The organism is Nocardia sp. NPDC058640 (assembly GCF_042716995.1).
Lineage (GTDB): Bacteria > Actinomycetota > Actinomycetes > Mycobacteriales > Mycobacteriaceae > Nocardia.
This window is the reverse complement of record NZ_JBHXRG010000006.1, coordinates 200753-219106: the sequence shown is the minus strand read 5'-3', so window position 1 is coordinate 219106 and position 18354 is coordinate 200753. Positions and strand designations below refer to the sequence as shown.

Sequence of the window (18354 nt, the reverse complement as noted above, 5' to 3'; positions counted from 1 at the left end):
TCTTGATCAGCCGGCGTCCATCATGTCGGCCATGCGGCGTTCCATTTCTTCGGGTGAGACGTCTTCGATGTGGGTGCCTACGGTCCAGCGGTGGCCCCAGGGGTCTTCGAAGGCGCCGCTGCGGTCGCCGTAGAACTGGTCGGTCATGGGGGTGATGGCGGTGGCACCGGCGGACAGGGCGGCGGCGAAGGCCGCGTCGGCGTCGGCGACGTAGACCATGAGGTTCACCGGGGAGCCGCCGATCGTTTTCGGGTCGACGAAGCCGATTTCGGGGACCGGGTCGCCAACCATCAGGACCGAGTCGCCGATGAGTAGTTCGCTGTGGGCGATCGTGCCGTCGGGGCCGTCCATTGTCATGCGGACGGTCGCGCCGAAGATCGCGGTGTAGAAGTCGATCGCGGCGGCCGCTCCCGCGCAGGCCAGGCCGGGACAGATGCGCGGATAGCCTTCGGGGAAGGGGGAAACATCGGACATCGGATACCTCCGTGTCGAGGTGATGCTCGGACCTTCGCCAGCCTATTCCCCTGCCGTGCCCGGCGAAAGGCTGTCGAAGGCGCGATGTCCTGCGGAGCTGGAAAGGCGGGTGAACCCGGCGGCAGTCGTGTAGAACTTGTTCTAGTTTTACTGTCGAGTTCGGAGGCTGTGGCGTGCGGTACGGGGTCGTGTTGTTCACCAGTGACCGGGGTATTACACCCGCCGATGCGGCCCGCGCCGCCGAGAACGCCGGTTTCGACGCGTTCTACGTGCCCGAACACACCCACATCCCGGTGGTGCGCGCGGCGGCGCACCCGCAGACCGGCGACGCCTCGCTGCCCGACGACCGGTACCTGCGCACCCTCGATCCGTGGGTCGCCCTGGCCATGGCGGCCGCGGTGACCGAGCGGATCACCTTGTCGACGGCGGTCGCGCTGCCCGCCGAACACCACCCGATCAGCCTCGCCAAAACCATCGCCTCGCTGGACCACCTGTCCGGTGGCCGGGTGGAGTTGGGGGTCGGATTCGGTTGGAACACCGACGAACTCGCGCATCACGGGGTTCCGCCGAACAAGCGGCGCACGGTATTGCGGGAGCACCTGGATGCGATGCGGGCGCTGTGGTCGCGCGAGGAAGCCGAATTCGCCGGTGACTTCGTGGAATTCGGGGCGAGTTGGTCATGGCCGAAGCCGGTGCGCGCGGGGGTTCCTGTTCTACTCGGGGCAGGCGGAACCGAGAAGACGTTCGGGTGGCTGGCCGCCAACGCCGACGGGTGGATCACCACACCGACCGAAGGTGACCTGGGCACCAAAATCGAACTGCTGCACCGGGTCTGGAAGGACGCGGGTCGCGAGGGGACGCCACGAGTGGTCGCGTTGGCGGGGCGTCATGATGCCGAGCAGTTGGCTCGCTGGGATGATCTCGGCGTCACCGAAGTGGTGTTCGGGTTGCCCGATCGCACCGCCGACGAGGTGCGCGGGTACATCGGCCATCTGGGCACCAAACTGGCGGCGTGACCGAATTCAGCCGCGCAGTTTGCGTACCTGTGCGGCGGTGAGGTCGGAGACCACGCCGGGGTCGACGACTTCGGGCGCGGTGATCACGAGCTGAACCAGCGTGTTGCCGACCTGGACGATCGAGGTCGCCGATGTCAGCGTGAGTCCTTCGCTGGTGGCCGTCACGGTGAAGGCGGAGCTGGCATCGCCCGCGGCGGGCACGGCCAGTGCGGCGGTCCGGTACTCGATTCGCACGCCCGCGTCATCGCCGGAGTAGCTGGTGCAGCGCCGAGGTTGCGCCTGCAGCGCGTCGAAAGCCGGGGCCAACGCCGCATTCGAATAGCTCGCCGCGTCGATGTCGATGGTGGCGAAACTGGGGCCCGCGAACTGCACCGACGCGGTCGCGGCCGACCCCGGCCATTGCTGTGCGATCGGCGACAGCAGGCGCGCGCAGTCGGGCGGATCGGTCAACGCGTTCGGTGGCACGGCAGGCTCGTCGGCTTCACCTCGCGAGGGCACCACCGCGAAGTCACCGGGCAGGTCGGCGGCGTCGAGCAGACCGGCCGACAGTTGCGCCGCGTCGCGCACGACGTTGCCGGTGCCGGGTGCGGCCGTGACCGCTGCGGAGAACGGACCCGAACCCGCAGGATCGTCGGACCCACAACCCACCAACCCCACACACGCCGAAACAGCCGCGCCGAAGCGCAGCGCACTCCCCCGCATCACTCCGTCCAGGAAACGCGCGTGGACTGCGTCTGCACCAACGTGGCCGCACTGCGCGCGTCACGGTAGGTCTGTTGTCCGCCGATCTCGATGGACCCCGAAACAGGCAGCGGCATACCGAGATCGATGGTGATCGAGCCGACGCCTTCCATGACGTACCCGTCGATGTCGAGGTCGCCCGCGTCGTTGGGCAGCTCCCACACCGTGTCGGTGGGCGTCTGGTTCACCTGGATGTCGATGGTGAGCCGGTCGCCTTCGCGGCTGGTGAGCGTGGCGGTGGTGATCTGGTCGAGGGTGACGCCGCCGGTGATCTTCTGATGCACCGTCCACACCGCACCGACCCCGATCGGCTCGTCCGGGAACGCGATCGACTGGTACACCGCCTGGTAGAAGGCTTGTTCCAGGGCCGCGCGTGCGGTGTTCGGAGTGTCGGGCGAGGGGGCGATGCGCAGTTCGGTGATCGCGCCGAGGTCGCTCATGCCGAGCCCGGCCTGGGAGCCGCCTGCGGAGGTGAACGCTTTGTTGAGCACGGGATCGGGGGTGGTGACCGCGCCGACGGTGAGGTCGACGCCGTCGGCGCCCGCGCGCGCGATCATCGGGATGGTCAGCGCGGCGGGTGAGAAGTCGCGTGCGGGTTGATCGTTGACCTGCTGCTGGATGCGATAGTCGGTGCGCAGCGTCACCTCCTGCGTGGTGCCCGCGGCATAGCGGGGACGCAGCAGATCGCGCGGTTCGTCGCCGGGCGAGACCACGGTGGTCAGCGCGGCGGAGATCGGCACGGTGACTTCCTTGCCGATACCCAACGGCTCGGTGCCGTCCATTTCCGTGGGCGAGGACGAGCGGTCGGCGCACCCGGCACCGAAGGTCGCGAACCCCAACACCAGGGCCACCAGTAACACGCCGGGGCGCGCGATACGGGGTAAGCGAGATCTAGACAACACCGTCACAGCCATCAGCGTACGACCGCTTCCTGAGTAACAGCTGGGACTGCCCGGCACCGCGGCGCAAGCCCGATCGACACTAGGGAATGATGGACGGGTGAGTGAAGACCGGCCAACCGACAAAGCCGCCGTCCCCGAGACCGGCGACGGCGCGGCAGCACCGACGGCCGCTGCCGTGCCCGACGTCGCCGAGACGACGAAACCCGCTGGTCGCCGCCGGTTGACGACGCTGCTGGCGATCGCCGCGGTGCTGTTCGCCCTTGACCTGTTGACCAAATGCCTCGCGGTGGCGTTCATCAGCCCGGGCGAATCCGTGCCGATCATCGGCGATTTCGCGCGCTTCACCCTGGTCCGCAATCCGGGCGCGGCGTTCTCGATGGCCACCGGCATGACCTGGCTGCTGACCCTGATCGCCGCCGCGGTGGTGATCGGCGTGATCCGGATCGGGCGCACCCTGCGTTCGCTGTGGTGGGCCATCGGCCTCGGCATGGTGCTGGGTGGGGCGCTGGGCAACCTGGTCGACCGGCTGTTCCGCTACCCCGGCCCGCTGCAGGGCCACGTGGTCGACTTCGTCGCCGTGGGCTGGTGGCCGGTATTCAACGTCGCCGATTCGGCCATCGTGTGCGGGGCGATCCTGCTGGTGGCGCTCACCGTGTTCGGTTTCGAACCGGACGGCACCCGCAGCGGTCGCAAACACACAGAGGAGACCGTATGAGAGAAACCAGAACTATGCCCGTCCCGGATGGACTCGACGGGATGCGGGTGGACGCGGGGCTCGCCCGGCTGCTCGGCCTGTCGCGGACCGCGGTGGTGGCGCTGACCGAGGACGGTTCCGTGCAGATCGACGGGGTCGCCGCGGGCAAGTCCGACCGGCTGACCGCGGGCGCCTGGCTGGAAGTGATCTTCCCCGAACCCAAGCGCGAACTCACCGTCGAAGCCACCCCGGTCGACGGCATGAACATCCTGTACGCCGACGACGACATCGTCGCGGTGGACAAGCCGATCGGCGTGGCCGCGCACTCCGGTGTGGGCTGGACCGGACCGACCGTGGTCGGCGGGCTGGCGGCCATGGGCTACCGCATCTCCACCTCGGGCGCGCACGAACGACAGGGCATCGTGCACCGCCTGGACGTGGGCACCTCCGGCGTGATGGTGGTGGCACAATCCGAACACGCTTACACGATGCTCAAGCGCGCCTTCAAGGAACGCACGGTCGACAAGCAATACCATGCACTCGTGCAGGGACACCCGGATCCGAGCAGCGGCACCATCGACGCGCCGATCGGGCGTGCGCGGGGCAACGCCTGGAAGTTCGCGGTGACCGGCGACGGTCGACCCAGCGTGACCCACTACGACACCATCGAGGCGTTCCAGGCCGCCAGCCTGCTGGACGTGCACCTGGAAACCGGGCGCACCCACCAGATCCGCGTGCACTTCTCCGCGGTGCGCCACCCCTGCGCGGGCGACCTCACCTACGGCGCCGACCCGACCCTGGCCAAGCGCCTGGGCCTGGAACGGCAGTGGTTGCACGCGCGTCAGCTGGGGTTCCACCACCCCGCCGACGGTCGCTGGCTCGAGATCACCAGCGAGTACCCCGACGATCTGGCGGGCGCCTTGGACGTATTACGTAATGCCTGACGACCCGCGGTCGTCACAACCGGCGCCGGACACGGCGTCGGACGACCGCGGGGAATTGCCCGCTGTGGGAGCGGGTGCGATGGGCGACGATCTTGCCGGTTCGCCACCACACGACGACCGTGAAAGTTCACCCGCCGCGCAGGTACCAGACGGCTCGCAGACATCGGACGACGGCCGTGGGGGTTCCACCTCGGAGCCTCTCGGGAACATGCCCGTCGATGCCGACTCGGTTGCCGTGCAACGGGATTCGAGCGGTCGAGGATTCTCGCTGCGCAATACGGTGATCTACGGGCTGACAGCGGTCGGTGCGGCGATCCTGCTGGTGATCGCGTTCCGGGAACCGGCACCCGTGTCGGCGGTGGCGACCGATCGACTCGGACCCGCACCCGGCGAGCAGGTGCAGCAATACCTGAACGATGCGCGAACGTCCCTCGACGGCGGCGACGCGGATCCGCACTGGGCGCTGGTGTCGTTCACCGATTACCTGACGCCCCAACAGATCCCGGCCGCGGCCGCCGGGTTGCGCGTGTCCGGAGTGATCCAGCACGTGCCGATCGATCGAGTGCAGACGCCGGTGATCACCGTGGCCACCCCGGCCGGTGACGAGCCTGCGGTGAAGTCCGCCGATGCCGCCGCGGGTTTGGTTGGGGCACAACAGTTCCGTGATCAGCGCAGTTCGGACATCGCCCGTGTCACCGAGAGTCGCCTGCGGGCGGGGTGCGCGTGCACGGCGGGCATCGTGGTGCGCGGCACGCTGCCCCAATTGCGTGAGCTGGCAACACAACCCGGCGTCAGCGCGGTGCAGGCGCTGCCGGCCGACGCCATCGCGGGGCGGTTCGCGGTGAGTCCGTTGCTGCCGGGCAGCAGCGACACCGTCACGCCGAACCCCGACGACGGGCCGGTTCCGACCGAATAGCGTTCTACGCGAGGAGCTTCCGCGCGGACAACCGTCCACGGGGAAGGGGTCCGCGCGAACAACTTCCGGAGCAGGATCGATGGACGCGGTCCGCACCGTCCGACTGGTCGCGCAGTTCGCTACGTCCGTTCGGCCTCGCGTCGCGAATCGGCCAGCCCCCACAGCGTGCGTGCGCGGTCCACATCCCCGGCCCGGTCGTAGGCATCTGCCATCAACTCCAGCGCCCCGGCGTCGAGTCGATCGATCTGCGCGATGAGGTCGGCGAACAGATCGTCGAGTTCGTCGGGGGTCACCGGGCTATCCCGTGACGGTGCCACAGCGGCAGCAATACCTCCATAATCGGCAAAGGTACTCCAACCCTGAATGTCGCACCGGCACAAGGGTTCTCGAATTGATTACGGTCGGGTCAGCGACTTCTCACGCCGCGGGGGCACCCGCCTTGCCCGAGCGCCGAGCCTGCACCCACCACGCCAGTTCCACCAGCGCGACGCCGATCGCGCCGATCACCACCGCGGCCAGGGTCAGTCGCGGGTTGGACGGGTCGAGTTTGAAGAACTCGCGGGTGAACGGGATGGTGAACAGCGCGATGTAGGCCAGCACCGAGACCGCGATCAGCACCACCTTCCACCACACATACGGCCGCGCTACCAGCACCAACACCCACATCGCGATCATGATCAGCGTGATCAGCGCGGTGGTGCCCGCCTGGACTTTCTGCGTTTCGGAGGCTTCGGGTCCGGCGTAGGCGATCAGGTAAGACACGAAGGTCGCGATGCCGATCACCACGCCCGAAGGCACCGCAAGGCGCATCACCCGGCCGACGAAGCCGGTGCGGGCGCGTTCGTTGTTGGGCGCCAGCGACAGCACGAACGCGGGGATGCCGATGGTGAACCAGGCCGCGATGGTGACGTGGCGGGGCAGGAACGGGTAGCCGATGGGGTCGTAGCCGAAGATCTGCGAACCCACGCCCGCGATGCCGACCAGGAACGCCAGCAGCACCGAGTACACGGTCTTGGTGAGGAACAGATTCGACACGCGTTCGATGTTGCCGATCACCCGGCGGCCCTCCCCCACCACGTACGGCAGGGTCGCGAACTTGTTGTCCAGCAACACGATCTGCGCCACCGCACGAGTGGCCGGGCTGCCCGCACCCATCGCGACACCGATGTCGGCGTCTTTGAGGGCGAGCACGTCGTTGACGCCGTCGCCGGTCATGGCCACGGTGTGTCCGCGCGACTGCAGGGCGCCGACCATGGCGCGCTTCTGGTCGGGACGGACACGGCCGAAAGTGGTTTCGTGATCGAGCACGTCGGCCAGGGCGGCCTGGTCGTCGGGCAGGGTGCGCGCGTCGACGGCGTGATCGCCGCCGGGCAGGTCGAGCGAGGAGGCGACGGCGCCGACCGAGACCGCGTTGTCGCCGGAGATCACCTTGATCGAAACCTGCTGGCTGGCAAAGTATTCCAGGGTTTCCTTGGCGTCGGGGCGCACCTTTTGTTCGAGCACGACCAGTGCGGCGGGCTCGACGATGCCGGGCGCGTCGGCGGCGTCGACCGGGCGGTCGCTGCGGGCCAGCAGCAGCACGCGCAGGCCCGAGGAGCCGAGTTGTTCGGCGTGGGCGGCGTCGGCGGAGGCGGGATCGAGGAGTACGTCGGCGGCGCCGAGCAGCCAATCACCGTGGGCGCCATAGGAAATGCCGCTCCACTTCTTCGCCGAGGAGAACGGGGCGATGGCGGTCTGCGACCAGCCGGGCGAGTCGGGCAGGGCTTCGCCGATGGCTTGGACGCTGGCATTGGGGCGGGGATCGTCGCCGGCCAGTGCCGCGAGGGCCTGCTTCAACTGTGCCTCGTCGAAGGTGCCCAGCGGTTCGACCTGGGCCAGCCGCATCCCGTTCTCGGTGAGGGTGCCGGTCTTGTCGGCGCACACCACGTCGACCCGGGCCAGACCTTCGATCGCGGGCAGTTCCTGCACCAGGCACTGCCGTTTGCCCAGGCGCACCACGCCGACCGCGAACGCGATCGAGGTCATCAGCACCAGGCCCTCGGGCACCATCGGCACCAGCGCGGCGACCATGCCGGTCACCGCCGGTCGCCACGATTCGCCGCTGGACACCAGCTGGTTGTAGATACTCAGCAGGCCTGCGGGGATGAGCAGGTAGGTGATGAATTTCAGGATCTTGTCGATGCCCGAACGCAGTTCCGAATGCACCAGCGTGAACTTGCTGGCCTCCTCGGCCAATTTCGCGGCGTAGGCGTCCTTGCCGACCTTGGTCGCGCGGTAGGCGCCCGACCCCGACACCACGAAGCTGCCCGACATCACCGGCGCGCCGACGCCCTTGTCGATGGGGTCGGCCTCGCCGGTGAGCAGTGACTCGTCGATCTCGAGCGCGGCGGCTTCCTCGACCTCGCCGTCGACCACGATCTGGTCGCCGGGGCCCAACTCGATCAGGTCGTCCAGGACCACCTCGCCGGGCGCGACCTGTGTCGCCACGCCGTCGCGGCGCACCGTGGGCTTGGCCTGGCTCACGATCGCCAGCTCGTCCAGGGTCCGCTTGGCGCGCACCTCCTGGATGATGCCGATCGCGCTGTTGGCCACGATGAGCAGCCCGAACATGCCGTCGATGATCGAACCGGTGGACAACACCAGCACGAACAGCACACCGAGGATGGCATTGATGCGGGTGAACACGTTCGCGCGCACGATCTCGCCGACCGAACGACTCGCCCTGGCAGGCACGTCATTGGTGCGCCCGTCGCGGCGGCGTTGATCGACCTGTGCGGCGGTCAGCCCCGCGGCCGCGGGCTCCTGCACGGAAATGGACATGCTCGTCAGGCTAGTCGAGTCGTAACATGGGATGAATGCAGCACAGACCCTCCCCGCCCGGTGTCGTCTTCGGGGCGGGGGCCTACCTCCTCTGGGGTCTGTTTCCCGCGTTCTTCGGCCTGCTCGCGTTCGCCTCGGCCGCCGAGGTGGTCGCACAGCGGATCATCTGGACGCTGGTGGTGGTGCTGGCAGTGCTGGCGCTGACCGGGCGACTGCGGCAGTTGCGCGGCATCGACGCGCGGACCTGGCGGTTGGCGGCGGCGGCCTCGGCGGCGATCTCGATCAACTGGGGCACCTACGTGTACGGGGTGATCACCGGGCACGTGGTGGAGTGCGCACTGGGGTACTTCATCAACCCGCTGGTCACCGTCGCGTTCGGGGTGGTGCTGTTTCGCGAACGGCTGCGCCGGGCGCAATGGGTGGCGTTGGGTCTGGGGGCGCTGGCGGTGGTGGTGTTGACCGTGGACTACGGCAGACCGCCGGTGATCGCGCTGATCCTGGCGTGTTCGTTCGCCACCTACGGGCTGGTGAAGAAGGTGATCAAGCTCGACGCGCTGCGCGGGATCGCGGCCGAAGGGATCGTCGCGGTGCCGTTCGCGCTGGCGTTGCTGATCGTGTTCATGGCCACCGGCCGCAGTGAAATGACTTCCAGCCCCGCCCATTTCGGGCTGATGCTCGCCACCGGGCCGGTCACGCTGATCCCGCTGTTGCTGTTCGCGGTCGCCGCGCAACGCGTCCCGCTGTCGACGATGGGGATCCTGCAGTACCTCACCCCCGCGCTACAGATGGCATGGGGCGTGGCAGTGATGCACGAACCCATGCCCGCCTCGCGGTGGGCCGGATTCGCGCTGATCTGGGCGGGGCTGGCGGTGTTCACCACCGACGCCCTGCTGCGCGCGCGTCGCAACCGGCAGTCTTCGGTGGTCGAGTCGGCGAATGTCGGCGCGCATCAGCTCGATTAGGTGTCGCAACAGCGCGAATCGGGGGTAGATCACAAGCCGACCGGTAGGCTCGATAACTGGACAATCGGATAGTGGGCACCCGAGAGGGGTGGGTTTTCGTGCATGATGCGGGGTACTCGGATCGGGTGGCTGGGGTGTTGGTCGGCACTGCGGCCGGTGATGCGTTGGGGGCGGGGTACGAGTTCACTCATCCGGCGCCCGATGCGGTGATCGACATGATCGGTGGCGGGGTGTTCGACTGGGCGCCGGGTGAATGGACCGACGACACGTCGATGGCATTGGCGGTCGCGGTGTCCGCCGCGAACGGGCCCGGGATCGACCTCGACGCGGTGGCGGCCGGGTTCGTGTCCTGGTTCGACTCCAAACCGCCCGACATCGGCAATCAGACGCGAACTGTGTTGTCCGCCAGGTCATCTACCGCACAGGACATGCAGGCCGTGGCGATGTCGTTGACGGGGCGCACCGGGGGCAACGGGTCGCTGATGCGGACCGCGCCGGTCGCGCTGGCCTACCTCGACGATGCCGCGGAATGCGTTGCGGCGGCGGGGCGAGTCGGCCTGCTCACCCACCACGACGAGCACGCTGTGGAAGCGTGCAAGATGTGGTCCTATGCGATCCGACATGCCGTGCTGAACGCCGACTTCGATGGCGTTCGCGAATATGTCAGCGGCTCAACGCAATCTGAGTACTGGACCGAACGCCTCGACGAAGCCGAGAACGGCACACCCGCCGACTTCCCGAACAACGGCTGGGTGGTGCACGCGCTGCAGACCGCATGGTGGGCGATCACCACCACCGACCAATCCACACCCGAACACCTCCCACTCGCCCTCGAGGCATGTGTGCGAGCAGGCAACGACACCGACACCACCGCCGCCATCGCAGGCGGCCTACTCGGCGCCCGCTGGGGAGCCTCCGCGGTCCCCGCCCACTGGCGCGCCATCCTCCACGGCTACCCCGGCCTCACCGGCGCCGACCTCCCCGACCTGGCCCTCCGCATCGCCACCAACTCCCGCTGACCCACCTGGACACGCGATCACCACGCTCTCAGCGAGGCGAAATGGGACGAATGCCACGCTGAGAGCGTGGTGATCACCCGTCCAGTAGTAGGGCGTGGGCGCGCGGCGCTCGGCGCGTGCCGCCGGCAGGCGGCGCGCGCTCACCTCGGCGCGCCAATCTGGACAGGCGATCACCACGCTGTGGTGGCGGGCGACACGCCGGGGGTCGTCGCACCAGAGCGTGGTGATCGACTGTCCAGCTGTGCTGGCGTGGGGGCCCGCTAGGCGGGGGTTACCAGGCGGTGATGGTGGGGCCGGGGGTCCAGGTGCCCCAGTGGGTTTGGGGGGTTATGGCGACCTTGGCAGGGGTGGCGGTGGTGTCGAGGGGGAGGTATTGCTCGAGGGTGCCCCAGTCTCGGTCCCAGTCGTTGTTCAGGTAGGTGGGCAGGGTGCGGGCGGTGAACAGGAGTTGGGTCCAGCCCAGGGGGCCGCCGCCGTCGTGGCCTTGCCAGAGGTTGGTGATGGTGGCGCCGTTGCGGTCGGGGAGGATGCGGTACTCGGGCAGGGTGGCGATGCCGTTGTAGGTGGGCATCTGGTTCTGGCACGGGAAGTGCAGGCCCACAGCCCAATCCAGCAGGACCGGGGATTGGCGGCCGACCAGGGTGCCCAGGGTGGTGGTCTGTGGCATGCGGGGTGGGGTGACGGCTAGCCACTGGTCGGGGCCGAGATCCCGGTCGGCGGCGACCAGGCGGACGACGTTCGCGTCGGCGGGGAGCTGGTCGAGCGGGACGCGCAAGTTGCGCCACACCGGGGCGGGGCCGATATCGATCGGGGCGATCTGGCCGGTCGCGGCGACGTCGGAGGCGTCAGCAGGGGCGGTGCCGTATTCGATGGTTAGTTCTTGGCCGGGGTGGACGATGCCGTCGGAGTCGGTGGTGCGGATTCGGCCTGCTACCGAGAGGGCGAGTAGGGGGCCGCGGGGGCCTTCGGGGAGGCGGAACCAGCCGGTGGTGAGGGTGGCGGGTTCTTGGGGGCCGGGGCGGTAGCTGCCGAGGACGGGGGTGGTGGCGGAGTCCAGGCCGAAGGGTAGTTGTAGGGAGCCCTGGCGGGATTCCGAACCGGCCGAGGTGGAGGCGTCGCGGAGTTTGTCGGGATCGTCGGAGACCGAATTCGCTTGGCCGGTGGTCGATTCCACTTCGTCGGAGGTCAGGACGGGGGCGACGCCGTCGGCTCGGAAGCCGGTGGAGTCGGTGCCGTTCATGGCGGTGGTCATGTCGCCGGACAGGGGGGCGAGCATGGAGGCGTTCGGGTCGGTTTCGACCAGGACCTCGTCGGCCATGCCGCAGCCGCCCGCGAAGGCGGCGGACAGGTTGGAGCCGGCCAACGAATACGCGGGGTACTGGGCGACGGTGGCCTTGGCGAAGGAGGCGAGTTCGAACAGCACCATCATCGCGGCGGCGATCGCGAGCACGGGCAGTCCGGCCACACGACCCACCCTGGCGGTGGTTTTCGGACTCGGGTTCGGGTGGATGTGGAACCACGCGGCGACACCGAGAGCGAGCACGGTCAGGCCGACGAATCCGGTCGAGATGCCGTAGCCCGCGACCGTCGGCGGCTTGTCCCAGAAGGGAATTCCCCACGACGACACGTACCAGTAGCCGTTCGCGCCGACGAAAGTCATGGCCAGGGCGAAGAACACCGCGGCGGCGAACAGCGCGCGATTGCGCATCGGTCGCAGGACGTGCGAGCTCACCGCGACCGCGGTCACCGCGGCGACGCAGGTGGCCAGGCCCGCGAACACACCGAACTGGTGCGTCCATTTGGTGGGCGAGAACATCATCAACACCATGGCGGCGAGTGTGATGCCGAGCATTCGCCGGGTGGGGCCGACCGCCGTGCCGGGGATGTGGCCGCCGCGGCGCAGCATGACCACGGTGCACACGATCAGGCCGATCAACATCGTGAACACGCCGAAACGCCTGGTCAGCCAGCCGTCGGCATTGAGCTGCAGCAGATATTGGTAGCGCACGAATTCCATGAACCAGGACTCCCCCGGCCCGATCCCGCTGTGCACGGCGAACATTTCGCGAGCGCCGGCCAGGGTCCGGTCGGCGAACACGACGGTGAGCACGACCGCGCCCGCGGCCAGGATCGGCAGCAGTTGCGCCAGGTAACCCACCGACTTCGACCGCTGCACGATCATGGCGGTGATGATCCGCGCACCCGCGACCAGCGCGCCGAGGCAGATCAACCCCGACGGAGCGCCGGTCAGCGTGAACGCGGCCACGATCAACGCGAACGCGAACGGCAACAGTCGACGAGTCGCGATCGCCCGCTCGACACACACCCACGTGACCAGAACACCCAGCGCGACAACGAATTCCGCGCGCAGACCGTTGTTGTACGGCAGCCAGAAGGCGAGGAACACCAAGGCCGCGGTCCAGGTCGCGACACGTTCGCGGCGCACCGCCACACCGAGGCGCGGCAGCACCTCACGGCTGATCAACCACCACGTCAGCACGCCCGCACCAAGGGCGGGCAGGCGGACCAGCGGGCTGACCGCGGAGATGTGCGTGAGCCAGCCGATGATGTCGACGTACGGCGTGTAGAACGGCCCCTCGTCGACGCTGAACCAGCGGTAGTAGTTGGACATATTGCCCGAACTCTGTGCGCCCCTTGCCATTCCGAGGATGTAGCCGTCGTCGGAGGTGTTGGCGCCGATGAAGTGCCACACCAGCAGCACCGAGAACACCAGCCAGTCCACCGGGCGCAACCGCCACCAACGTTGCGGCAGGAAGCGGCGGGCGGTGCGGCCGTCCAGGGCGTCGAGGCGGTGCAGGGCGAACAGCGAGACCGCGGTGGCCAGCAGGCACAGCACGATCGCGGCGAGTTTGAGCCACGTCGGGGACGAGGTGTAGCGGGCGTCGACGTCCACGCGCACCGACAGGTCCGCGGGGGCGGCGCCGGTCAGTTCGCTGAACACGCCGACGACTTGGGGTCGCAGGTCGGCGGCCAGGATCGCGCCCGACGAGGTGAGACCGGTGGTGGTGACCGTGGCTTCGGCCGGGGTGATCGCGATGGCCAGCGCGCAGGAGCGGTCGAGCACGTCGGTCAGCGGCGCGGTCCACACCAGGGTCGAGCGGGAGACCACGTCCACGCGGCCTGGCCGTTCGGCGGTGTCGGCGACCACCTTGACCACGAACCCGTACTTCTCCATGTCCGCGGACTGCCGCGGCACAGTCGACACCGCGACACCGCCGGTCGCGGCCAGCGAACTCAACGCCGAACACGGCACCGTCGCGGACAGCGCGGCGGGCGCGTAGGCGATCAACGGCGCTTCGACCGCGGCCGGGGAGCCCTGCTGGGGCCAGGACACGGTCGCGGCGTCCACGCGGACCGGCAGGAACGGGATCGCCGCGGCGCTGAGAATGCCGATCAGCGCGGCCACGATCGCGACCGTGCGGACCCACCGGGCGCGATCACCGCGCGCCGATTCCGAAACATCCCTGGGCGGATGCCCCTGCCGCACGATCGTCTCAACCACGGGGCCCGATACTAGTCGCGCGACCATCAGCAGGCGAAACACCGTCTCGACCGGCGCGAAAAAGCCCCGTCCGGAAGTTTTCCGGACGGGGCTGGATCACGAGCGTAGATCAGGGGCAGGCGACCGAGGTCTGGCCCAGCTGGGTCATCATGTTGCAGGCCCACGACTTCTGGACCTTCCACTTGCCCTCGTCTGCCACGAAGGGCACATCCACGGGGTTGGTCTGGCCGTTGAGCGTGAAGTTGGCCTTCGCGGTGACGCTCTCGCCGAAGGAGGTCACCTCGGTGACCTGCACCTGGACATTGTTCTCCGCGGCGGCCTGGGCCAGGCGGTTGGGCAGCTCGGGGTCGGCCTCACCGCCCTGCACGAAGTCCAGCTTCTGATCGTTGGGAACCGCCGGGTCCAGTGCGGTGTTGAGCTGCTCGTTGAGCTGCTCGACGGTGGGCACCGGGGGCAGATCCACGGTGGCAGTGGCACTGGTGGTGGATTTGGCGGCGGGCTTGTCACCCTTGTCGTCGCTGCACGCGCTCAGGCCGAGGGCGGCGACCACGGCCAGTCCGGCGATCGCTACACGTCCGGTCGTACGAAGCTTCAACTGCTCGTCCTTTGCGTTCGAGGTGTGAGTCGTTCCATCGCGGTTGCCGAGGCTACTCCTCATCCCAGACTTGCCAGGGGATCGGCCCGTGTCAGACCCGTGTCGTGCGCGGGAAAGGTACGTGCCGGGCCTGGCCCGGTGGAGCTGGTCTCGAAGCGCACGGTCACCCGACCGTAGCCCGCGCCCTGCACCCAGCCGTGCCCGAATTCCGGGTGACTCACGTCCATGCCCGGAAACCACAGTCCCGCAGGCAGTTCCGGTTGCGTTTCCACCGGCGGCGCGGTGTCGGCGACGGTGCCGAAATCCTCGGGCACGGCCTGATCGAGTTCGGGGAACAGCGATTCCTGACGCACCAGCGACAGCCCGCCGTAGCCGACGCCGACCAGCCGGATGGCGCCCAGTTCGGCCGGGTCGATCGCGGAGCGTTGCGCGGCCGCGGCCAGGGTGGTCAGGTCGGCGGTGGCGTACGGCAGGGTGAACGACCTGGTCACGATGCCCATATCGGACTTCTTGAGTTTGAGGACCACCGTGCGGGCGGCGCGGCCGTCGCGTTCGAGTCGGCGGTGTGCCGAGGCGGCCATGGCGGTGATGGCGGCGCGGAGGTCGGGCAGGGTGACGATGTCGCGTTCGTAGGTGTTCTCGGCGCTGATCTGTTTGGCCTCGGCGCGTTCGGTGACCGGGCGGTCGTCGATGCCGCGGGCCAGCCGATGTAAAGCCGCTCCGGCGCTGCCGCCCAGCGTGGTGGCGGCTTCGGATTCCGGCAGTGCGGCGAAGGCGCCGACGGTTTCGATGCCGAGGCTGCGCAGTCTGCCTTCGGCCACGGGCCCGATCCCCCACAGTTTGCGCACCGGCAGCGAGGCGAGCAGCTCGCCTTGCTCGGTGGGCGAAATGACCCGCATCCCATCGGGTTTGGCCAGTCCGGAACCGATCTTGGCCAGCTGCTTACCGGTGGCCGCACCGATCGAGGCGGTCAGGCCGGTCCGCGCGGTGATCAGCACGCGCAGCATCGCGCAGTACCGCTCGACCTCGGCCACACTGGCCCCCGCCAGCTCGGCCGGTTCGGCGAAGGCCTCGTCGAACGACAGCGTTTCCAGCACCGGCACACAGCTGCGCAACGCGTCGAACACCTGCCCGCTCAGCACCGAGTACACCGCGCCACGCGGCGGCACGACCACCGCCGACACCCCGATCAGCCGCCGCGCCTGATGCATCGGCATGGCCGAACGCGCGCCGTAGACCCGCGCCTCGTAACTGCACCCCGCCACGACACCGCGTTGCGTGGCCCCACCGACCAGGACCGGGCGCCCGCGCAGGGTGGGTCTGGTCAGTTGTTCGGCCGAGGCGAAGAAGGCGTCCATATCGATGTGCAGCACCCAGCGACGGGCGGTAACCGTCGCATCGGGCCTGGCCGGGGCACCGGCGGCAGGGGTGTGGGTGCTCACGACCGCAATCTACGCCCGACCACCGACAAGTCCCGCTGACCCGGTTGTCGGGCCGTGGCACACCGCACACACCGCGGAATATGTGATGATCGGGGGATGAAGATCCGCAAGGCTGTCATTCCGGCGGCGGGCATCGGCTCCCGGCTGCTCCCGCTGACCAAAGCGACGCCGAAGGAGATGCTGCCGGTCGGCGACAAACCGGTCATCGAGCACACGGTGCGGGAACTGGTGGCCTCCGGGATCACCGATATCACCATCGTGGTCAGCAGCGGTAAGTCGCTGATCCAGGATCACTTCCGGCCCAACCCGGCGCTGGTCGCGCAGTTGCGCGCCGACGGCAAGGCCGCCTACGCCGACGCGGTCGAGGAGGTCGGCGAGCTCTCGCGCGCCGGTCACATCACCTATCTCGACCAGCACGGCCCGTACGGCAACGGCACCCCGGTGCTCAACGCCGCCCGGCATCTGGGCGACGAGCCGATGCTGGTGCTGTGGCCCGACGACGTGTTCGTCGCGGAGGTGCCGCGCGCGCAGCAGCTGATCACCGCCTACGAGTCCACCGGCTGCCCGGTGCTGGCGCTGCTGCCGATGTCGCCGGGTGAGTCGCAGCGGTACGGCGTGCCCGTGGTGCGCGAGGACCTGGACGACGGCCTGCTGCGCATCTCCGGGCTGATGGAGAAGCCCAAGCCCGAGGACGCGCCGTCGGCCTACGCGGCGATCGGCGGGTACGTGGTGACGCCGGGCATCATCGACGAACTGCGCACGCAGACCGAGAACTGGTACACGCACAAGACCGGCGAGGTGTACCTCACCGACGCGATCAACAACTACGCCGCCGAGCACGCGGTGTACGGCCAGGTCATCCAGGGCCGCTGGTACGACACCGGCAACCCGGCCGACTACCTGGTGGCCCAGTTCGCCTCGGCGCTGGCTCATCCCGAGTACGGCCCGCTGTTGCGCGCGTTGGTCGACTGAGGCTCAAGGTTTGCGGGACCACTGCTGCCGACGGTGAGGCCCGGTCGCACTTCCGCGCTGCGACCAGGCGGGACCATCGAGCACGAGCGTTGTCGCGATGGTGGCGACGAAGCCGAAAGCTAAGCAGCGCAGGACTTTTCGCTTCATGCAGGCCCTTCCTCACGGCCGGGGCACTCGCTACCCTGACGCAGTAACAGGGCAATCCTGCCAAAAAGTCCTTTGCCGATGTCACAAGCTGGGGCAACTTTCCAGCATCTTTTCGAGAACACTCAGGCGATCAGCGTCAGCGCGGCCTTGATCCCCGCTCGCACGGTGTCGGTGTCGCCGACGCCGCCGCTGATGGTGACGCCGTCACGGGTGAGCAGTAGCGCCCGGGCCGCGTCGTCTGGGGTTCGGTGGCCGCCCGCGCGCAGGTGGTGGGCCATGAGTTCGCGGAACCAGGTGCGGTAGTCGTCGACCACCAGTCGGACCGGGTGGGCCGGGTCGGGGAATTCGACGGCGGCGTTGAGGAACGGGCAGCCACGGAAGCCGGGGCCGCAACTGATGTCGCGCAGGCTGTCGAAGATGGTGGCGATGGTGGCGAAGCCGTCGCCGGGCACCGATTCCAACACCTGGCGTTGCCGGTCGTATTCGCGTTGTAAATAGGCCACGACCAGGTCTTCTTTGGTTTTGAAGTGCCGGTAGAAGGTGGCTTTGGCGATGCCGGCCTCGGCGATGATCCGGTCGATGCCGACGGTATGCACGCCCTCGGCATAGAACAACCGGGTGGCGGTATCGAGGAGACGTTCACGGGCCGCGCTCATTCCTTGACAATAACAGACAGACCTGTCTACTCTCGATCGCAAGTGAACAGACAAGTCTGTCTAGGAGGACACATGGCCCCCATCTACACCGCGATCGCCACCTCGGTCGGCCGCGACGGCCGCTCGTACACCGACGACGGCGTGCTCGATCTGACCCTGGCCCGCCCCAAGGCGATGGGCGGCGACGGCGCGGGCACCAACCCGGAGCAGCTGTTCGCGGCCGGTTATTCGGCCTGTTTCGCCAGCGCGTTGCAGCTGGTGGCCAAGCGGATGAAAGTCGACGCCGAGGACGCGTCGGTGACCGCCGAGGTCGGTTTGAATCCCCTCGAAGGCGGCCGGTTCGGGCTGTCGGTGGTGTTGCGGGTGGAGTTGCCCGAGCACCTGCACAACGAGCAGGGTCAGCAACTCATCGACACCACCCACCAGGTGTGCCCGTATTCCAACGCCACTCGGGGCAATATCCCCGTGGAACTTGTTGTGGAATAGCCCTGTTCACGCGAAAGGGGGCGAGACCTGAAGTCTCGCCCCCTT

General features: G+C 68.4%; 17 protein-coding genes. 8 read left to right on the top strand and 9 right to left on the bottom strand.

The window, feature by feature from the left end; all coding sequences use genetic code 11:
- Positions 1-6: 6 nt before the first annotated feature.
- Entirely contained in the window at positions 7-474 is a 468-nt protein-coding gene (locus ACFWU5_RS11485) for a VOC family protein (protein ID WP_379244282.1), read from the bottom strand.
- Between the two features lie 173 nt (positions 475-647).
- On the opposite strand from ACFWU5_RS11485, the gene ACFWU5_RS11480 reads away from it, so the two are divergent.
- Positions 648-1490 (top strand): LLM class F420-dependent oxidoreductase, encoded by an 843-nt coding sequence (locus ACFWU5_RS11480; RefSeq protein ID WP_379267053.1) that lies wholly within the window; start codon positions 648-650, stop codon positions 1488-1490.
- 6 nt (positions 1491-1496) lie between these two features.
- Here the strand turns inward: ACFWU5_RS11480 and ACFWU5_RS11475 are convergent, their stop codons facing one another.
- Positions 1497-2192 carry a hypothetical protein gene (locus tag ACFWU5_RS11475; protein WP_379267052.1) on the bottom strand — a complete coding sequence of 232 codons (696 nt, stop codon included), beginning with the start codon at positions 2190-2192 and terminating at the stop codon, positions 1497-1499.
- Entirely contained in the window at positions 2192-3145 is a 954-nt protein-coding gene (locus ACFWU5_RS11470) for a hypothetical protein (protein WP_379244276.1), read from the bottom strand. The genes ACFWU5_RS11475 and ACFWU5_RS11470 overlap by 1 nt, the downstream gene beginning before the upstream one ends.
- 85 nt (positions 3146-3230) lie before the next feature.
- On the opposite strand from ACFWU5_RS11470, the gene lspA reads away from it, so the two are divergent.
- The 3 genes from lspA (at position 3231) to ACFWU5_RS11455 (ending at position 5687) form a co-directional block, all read left to right on the top strand.
- The gene (lspA, locus tag ACFWU5_RS11465; protein ID WP_379244274.1) at positions 3231-3848 is read left to right on the top strand and encodes a signal peptidase II; all 618 of its coding nucleotides are present in this window, start codon (positions 3231-3233) and stop codon (positions 3846-3848) included.
- A complete protein-coding gene (locus ACFWU5_RS11460) occupies positions 3845-4771 on the top strand; it encodes an RluA family pseudouridine synthase (protein ID WP_266299589.1) in 927 nt (308 codons plus the stop codon). The genes lspA and ACFWU5_RS11460 overlap by 4 nt, the downstream gene beginning before the upstream one ends.
- A 79-nt stretch (positions 4772-4850) precedes the next feature.
- Positions 4851-5687: a hypothetical protein gene (locus ACFWU5_RS11455; RefSeq protein ID WP_379267051.1), complete on the top strand. Its 837-nt coding sequence runs from the start codon at positions 4851-4853 to the stop codon at positions 5685-5687.
- 119 nt (positions 5688-5806) lie between these two features.
- Here ACFWU5_RS11455 and ACFWU5_RS11450 read toward each other — a convergent pair whose 3' ends face one another.
- Together ACFWU5_RS11450 and ACFWU5_RS11445 are read right to left on the bottom strand one after the other, a co-directional pair.
- Positions 5807-5980, bottom strand: coding sequence for a hypothetical protein (locus ACFWU5_RS11450; RefSeq protein ID WP_379267050.1), 174 nt, complete (start codon positions 5978-5980; stop codon positions 5807-5809).
- A 124-nt stretch (positions 5981-6104) separates the two neighbouring features.
- Positions 6105-8507: a cation-translocating P-type ATPase gene (locus ACFWU5_RS11445; RefSeq protein ID WP_379267049.1), complete on the bottom strand. Its 2403-nt coding sequence runs from the start codon at positions 8505-8507 to the stop codon at positions 6105-6107.
- A 35-nt stretch (positions 8508-8542) separates the two neighbouring features.
- Between ACFWU5_RS11445 and rarD the strand changes: the two genes are divergently transcribed.
- Positions 8543-9469, top strand: coding sequence for an EamA family transporter RarD (rarD, locus tag ACFWU5_RS11440; protein ID WP_379267048.1), 927 nt, complete (start codon positions 8543-8545; stop codon positions 9467-9469).
- Between the two features lie 71 nt (positions 9470-9540).
- On the top strand, positions 9541-10488 hold the full coding sequence (locus ACFWU5_RS11435) for an ADP-ribosylglycohydrolase family protein (RefSeq protein WP_379267047.1): 948 nt from the start codon (positions 9541-9543) through the stop codon (positions 10486-10488).
- A 271-nt stretch (positions 10489-10759) separates the two neighbouring features.
- Here ACFWU5_RS11435 and ACFWU5_RS11430 read toward each other — a convergent pair whose 3' ends face one another.
- The 3 genes from ACFWU5_RS11430 to ACFWU5_RS11420 form a co-directional block, all read right to left on the bottom strand.
- Positions 10760-14038 carry an arabinosyltransferase domain-containing protein gene (locus tag ACFWU5_RS11430; RefSeq protein ID WP_379267045.1) on the bottom strand — a complete coding sequence of 1093 codons (3279 nt, stop codon included), beginning with the start codon at positions 14036-14038 and terminating at the stop codon, positions 10760-10762.
- A gap of 82 nt (positions 14039-14120) precedes the next feature.
- Complete coding sequence (locus ACFWU5_RS11425) at positions 14121-14606, bottom strand: hypothetical protein (RefSeq protein ID WP_379244260.1); 486 nt, start codon at positions 14604-14606, stop codon at positions 14121-14123.
- Positions 14607-14665: 59 nt separating this feature from the next.
- Positions 14666-15964, bottom strand: coding sequence for a DNA polymerase IV (locus ACFWU5_RS11420; protein WP_379267080.1), 1299 nt, complete (start codon positions 15962-15964; stop codon positions 14666-14668).
- Positions 15965-16144: 180 nt separating this feature from the next.
- Between ACFWU5_RS11420 and ACFWU5_RS11415 the strand changes: the two genes are divergently transcribed.
- Positions 16145-17020 (top strand): UTP--glucose-1-phosphate uridylyltransferase, encoded by an 876-nt coding sequence (locus tag ACFWU5_RS11415; protein WP_379244258.1) that lies wholly within the window; start codon positions 16145-16147, stop codon positions 17018-17020.
- A gap of 269 nt (positions 17021-17289) precedes the next feature.
- On the opposite strand, the gene ACFWU5_RS11410 is transcribed toward ACFWU5_RS11415, so the two are convergent.
- Positions 17290-17823: a TetR/AcrR family transcriptional regulator gene (locus ACFWU5_RS11410; RefSeq protein ID WP_379244256.1), complete on the bottom strand. Its 534-nt coding sequence runs from the start codon at positions 17821-17823 to the stop codon at positions 17290-17292.
- 72 nt (positions 17824-17895) lie between these two features.
- On the opposite strand from ACFWU5_RS11410, the gene ACFWU5_RS11405 reads away from it, so the two are divergent.
- A complete protein-coding gene (locus tag ACFWU5_RS11405; RefSeq protein ID WP_379267044.1) occupies positions 17896-18309 on the top strand; it encodes an organic hydroperoxide resistance protein in 414 nt (137 codons plus the stop codon).
- Positions 18310-18354: the final 45 nt, after the last annotated feature.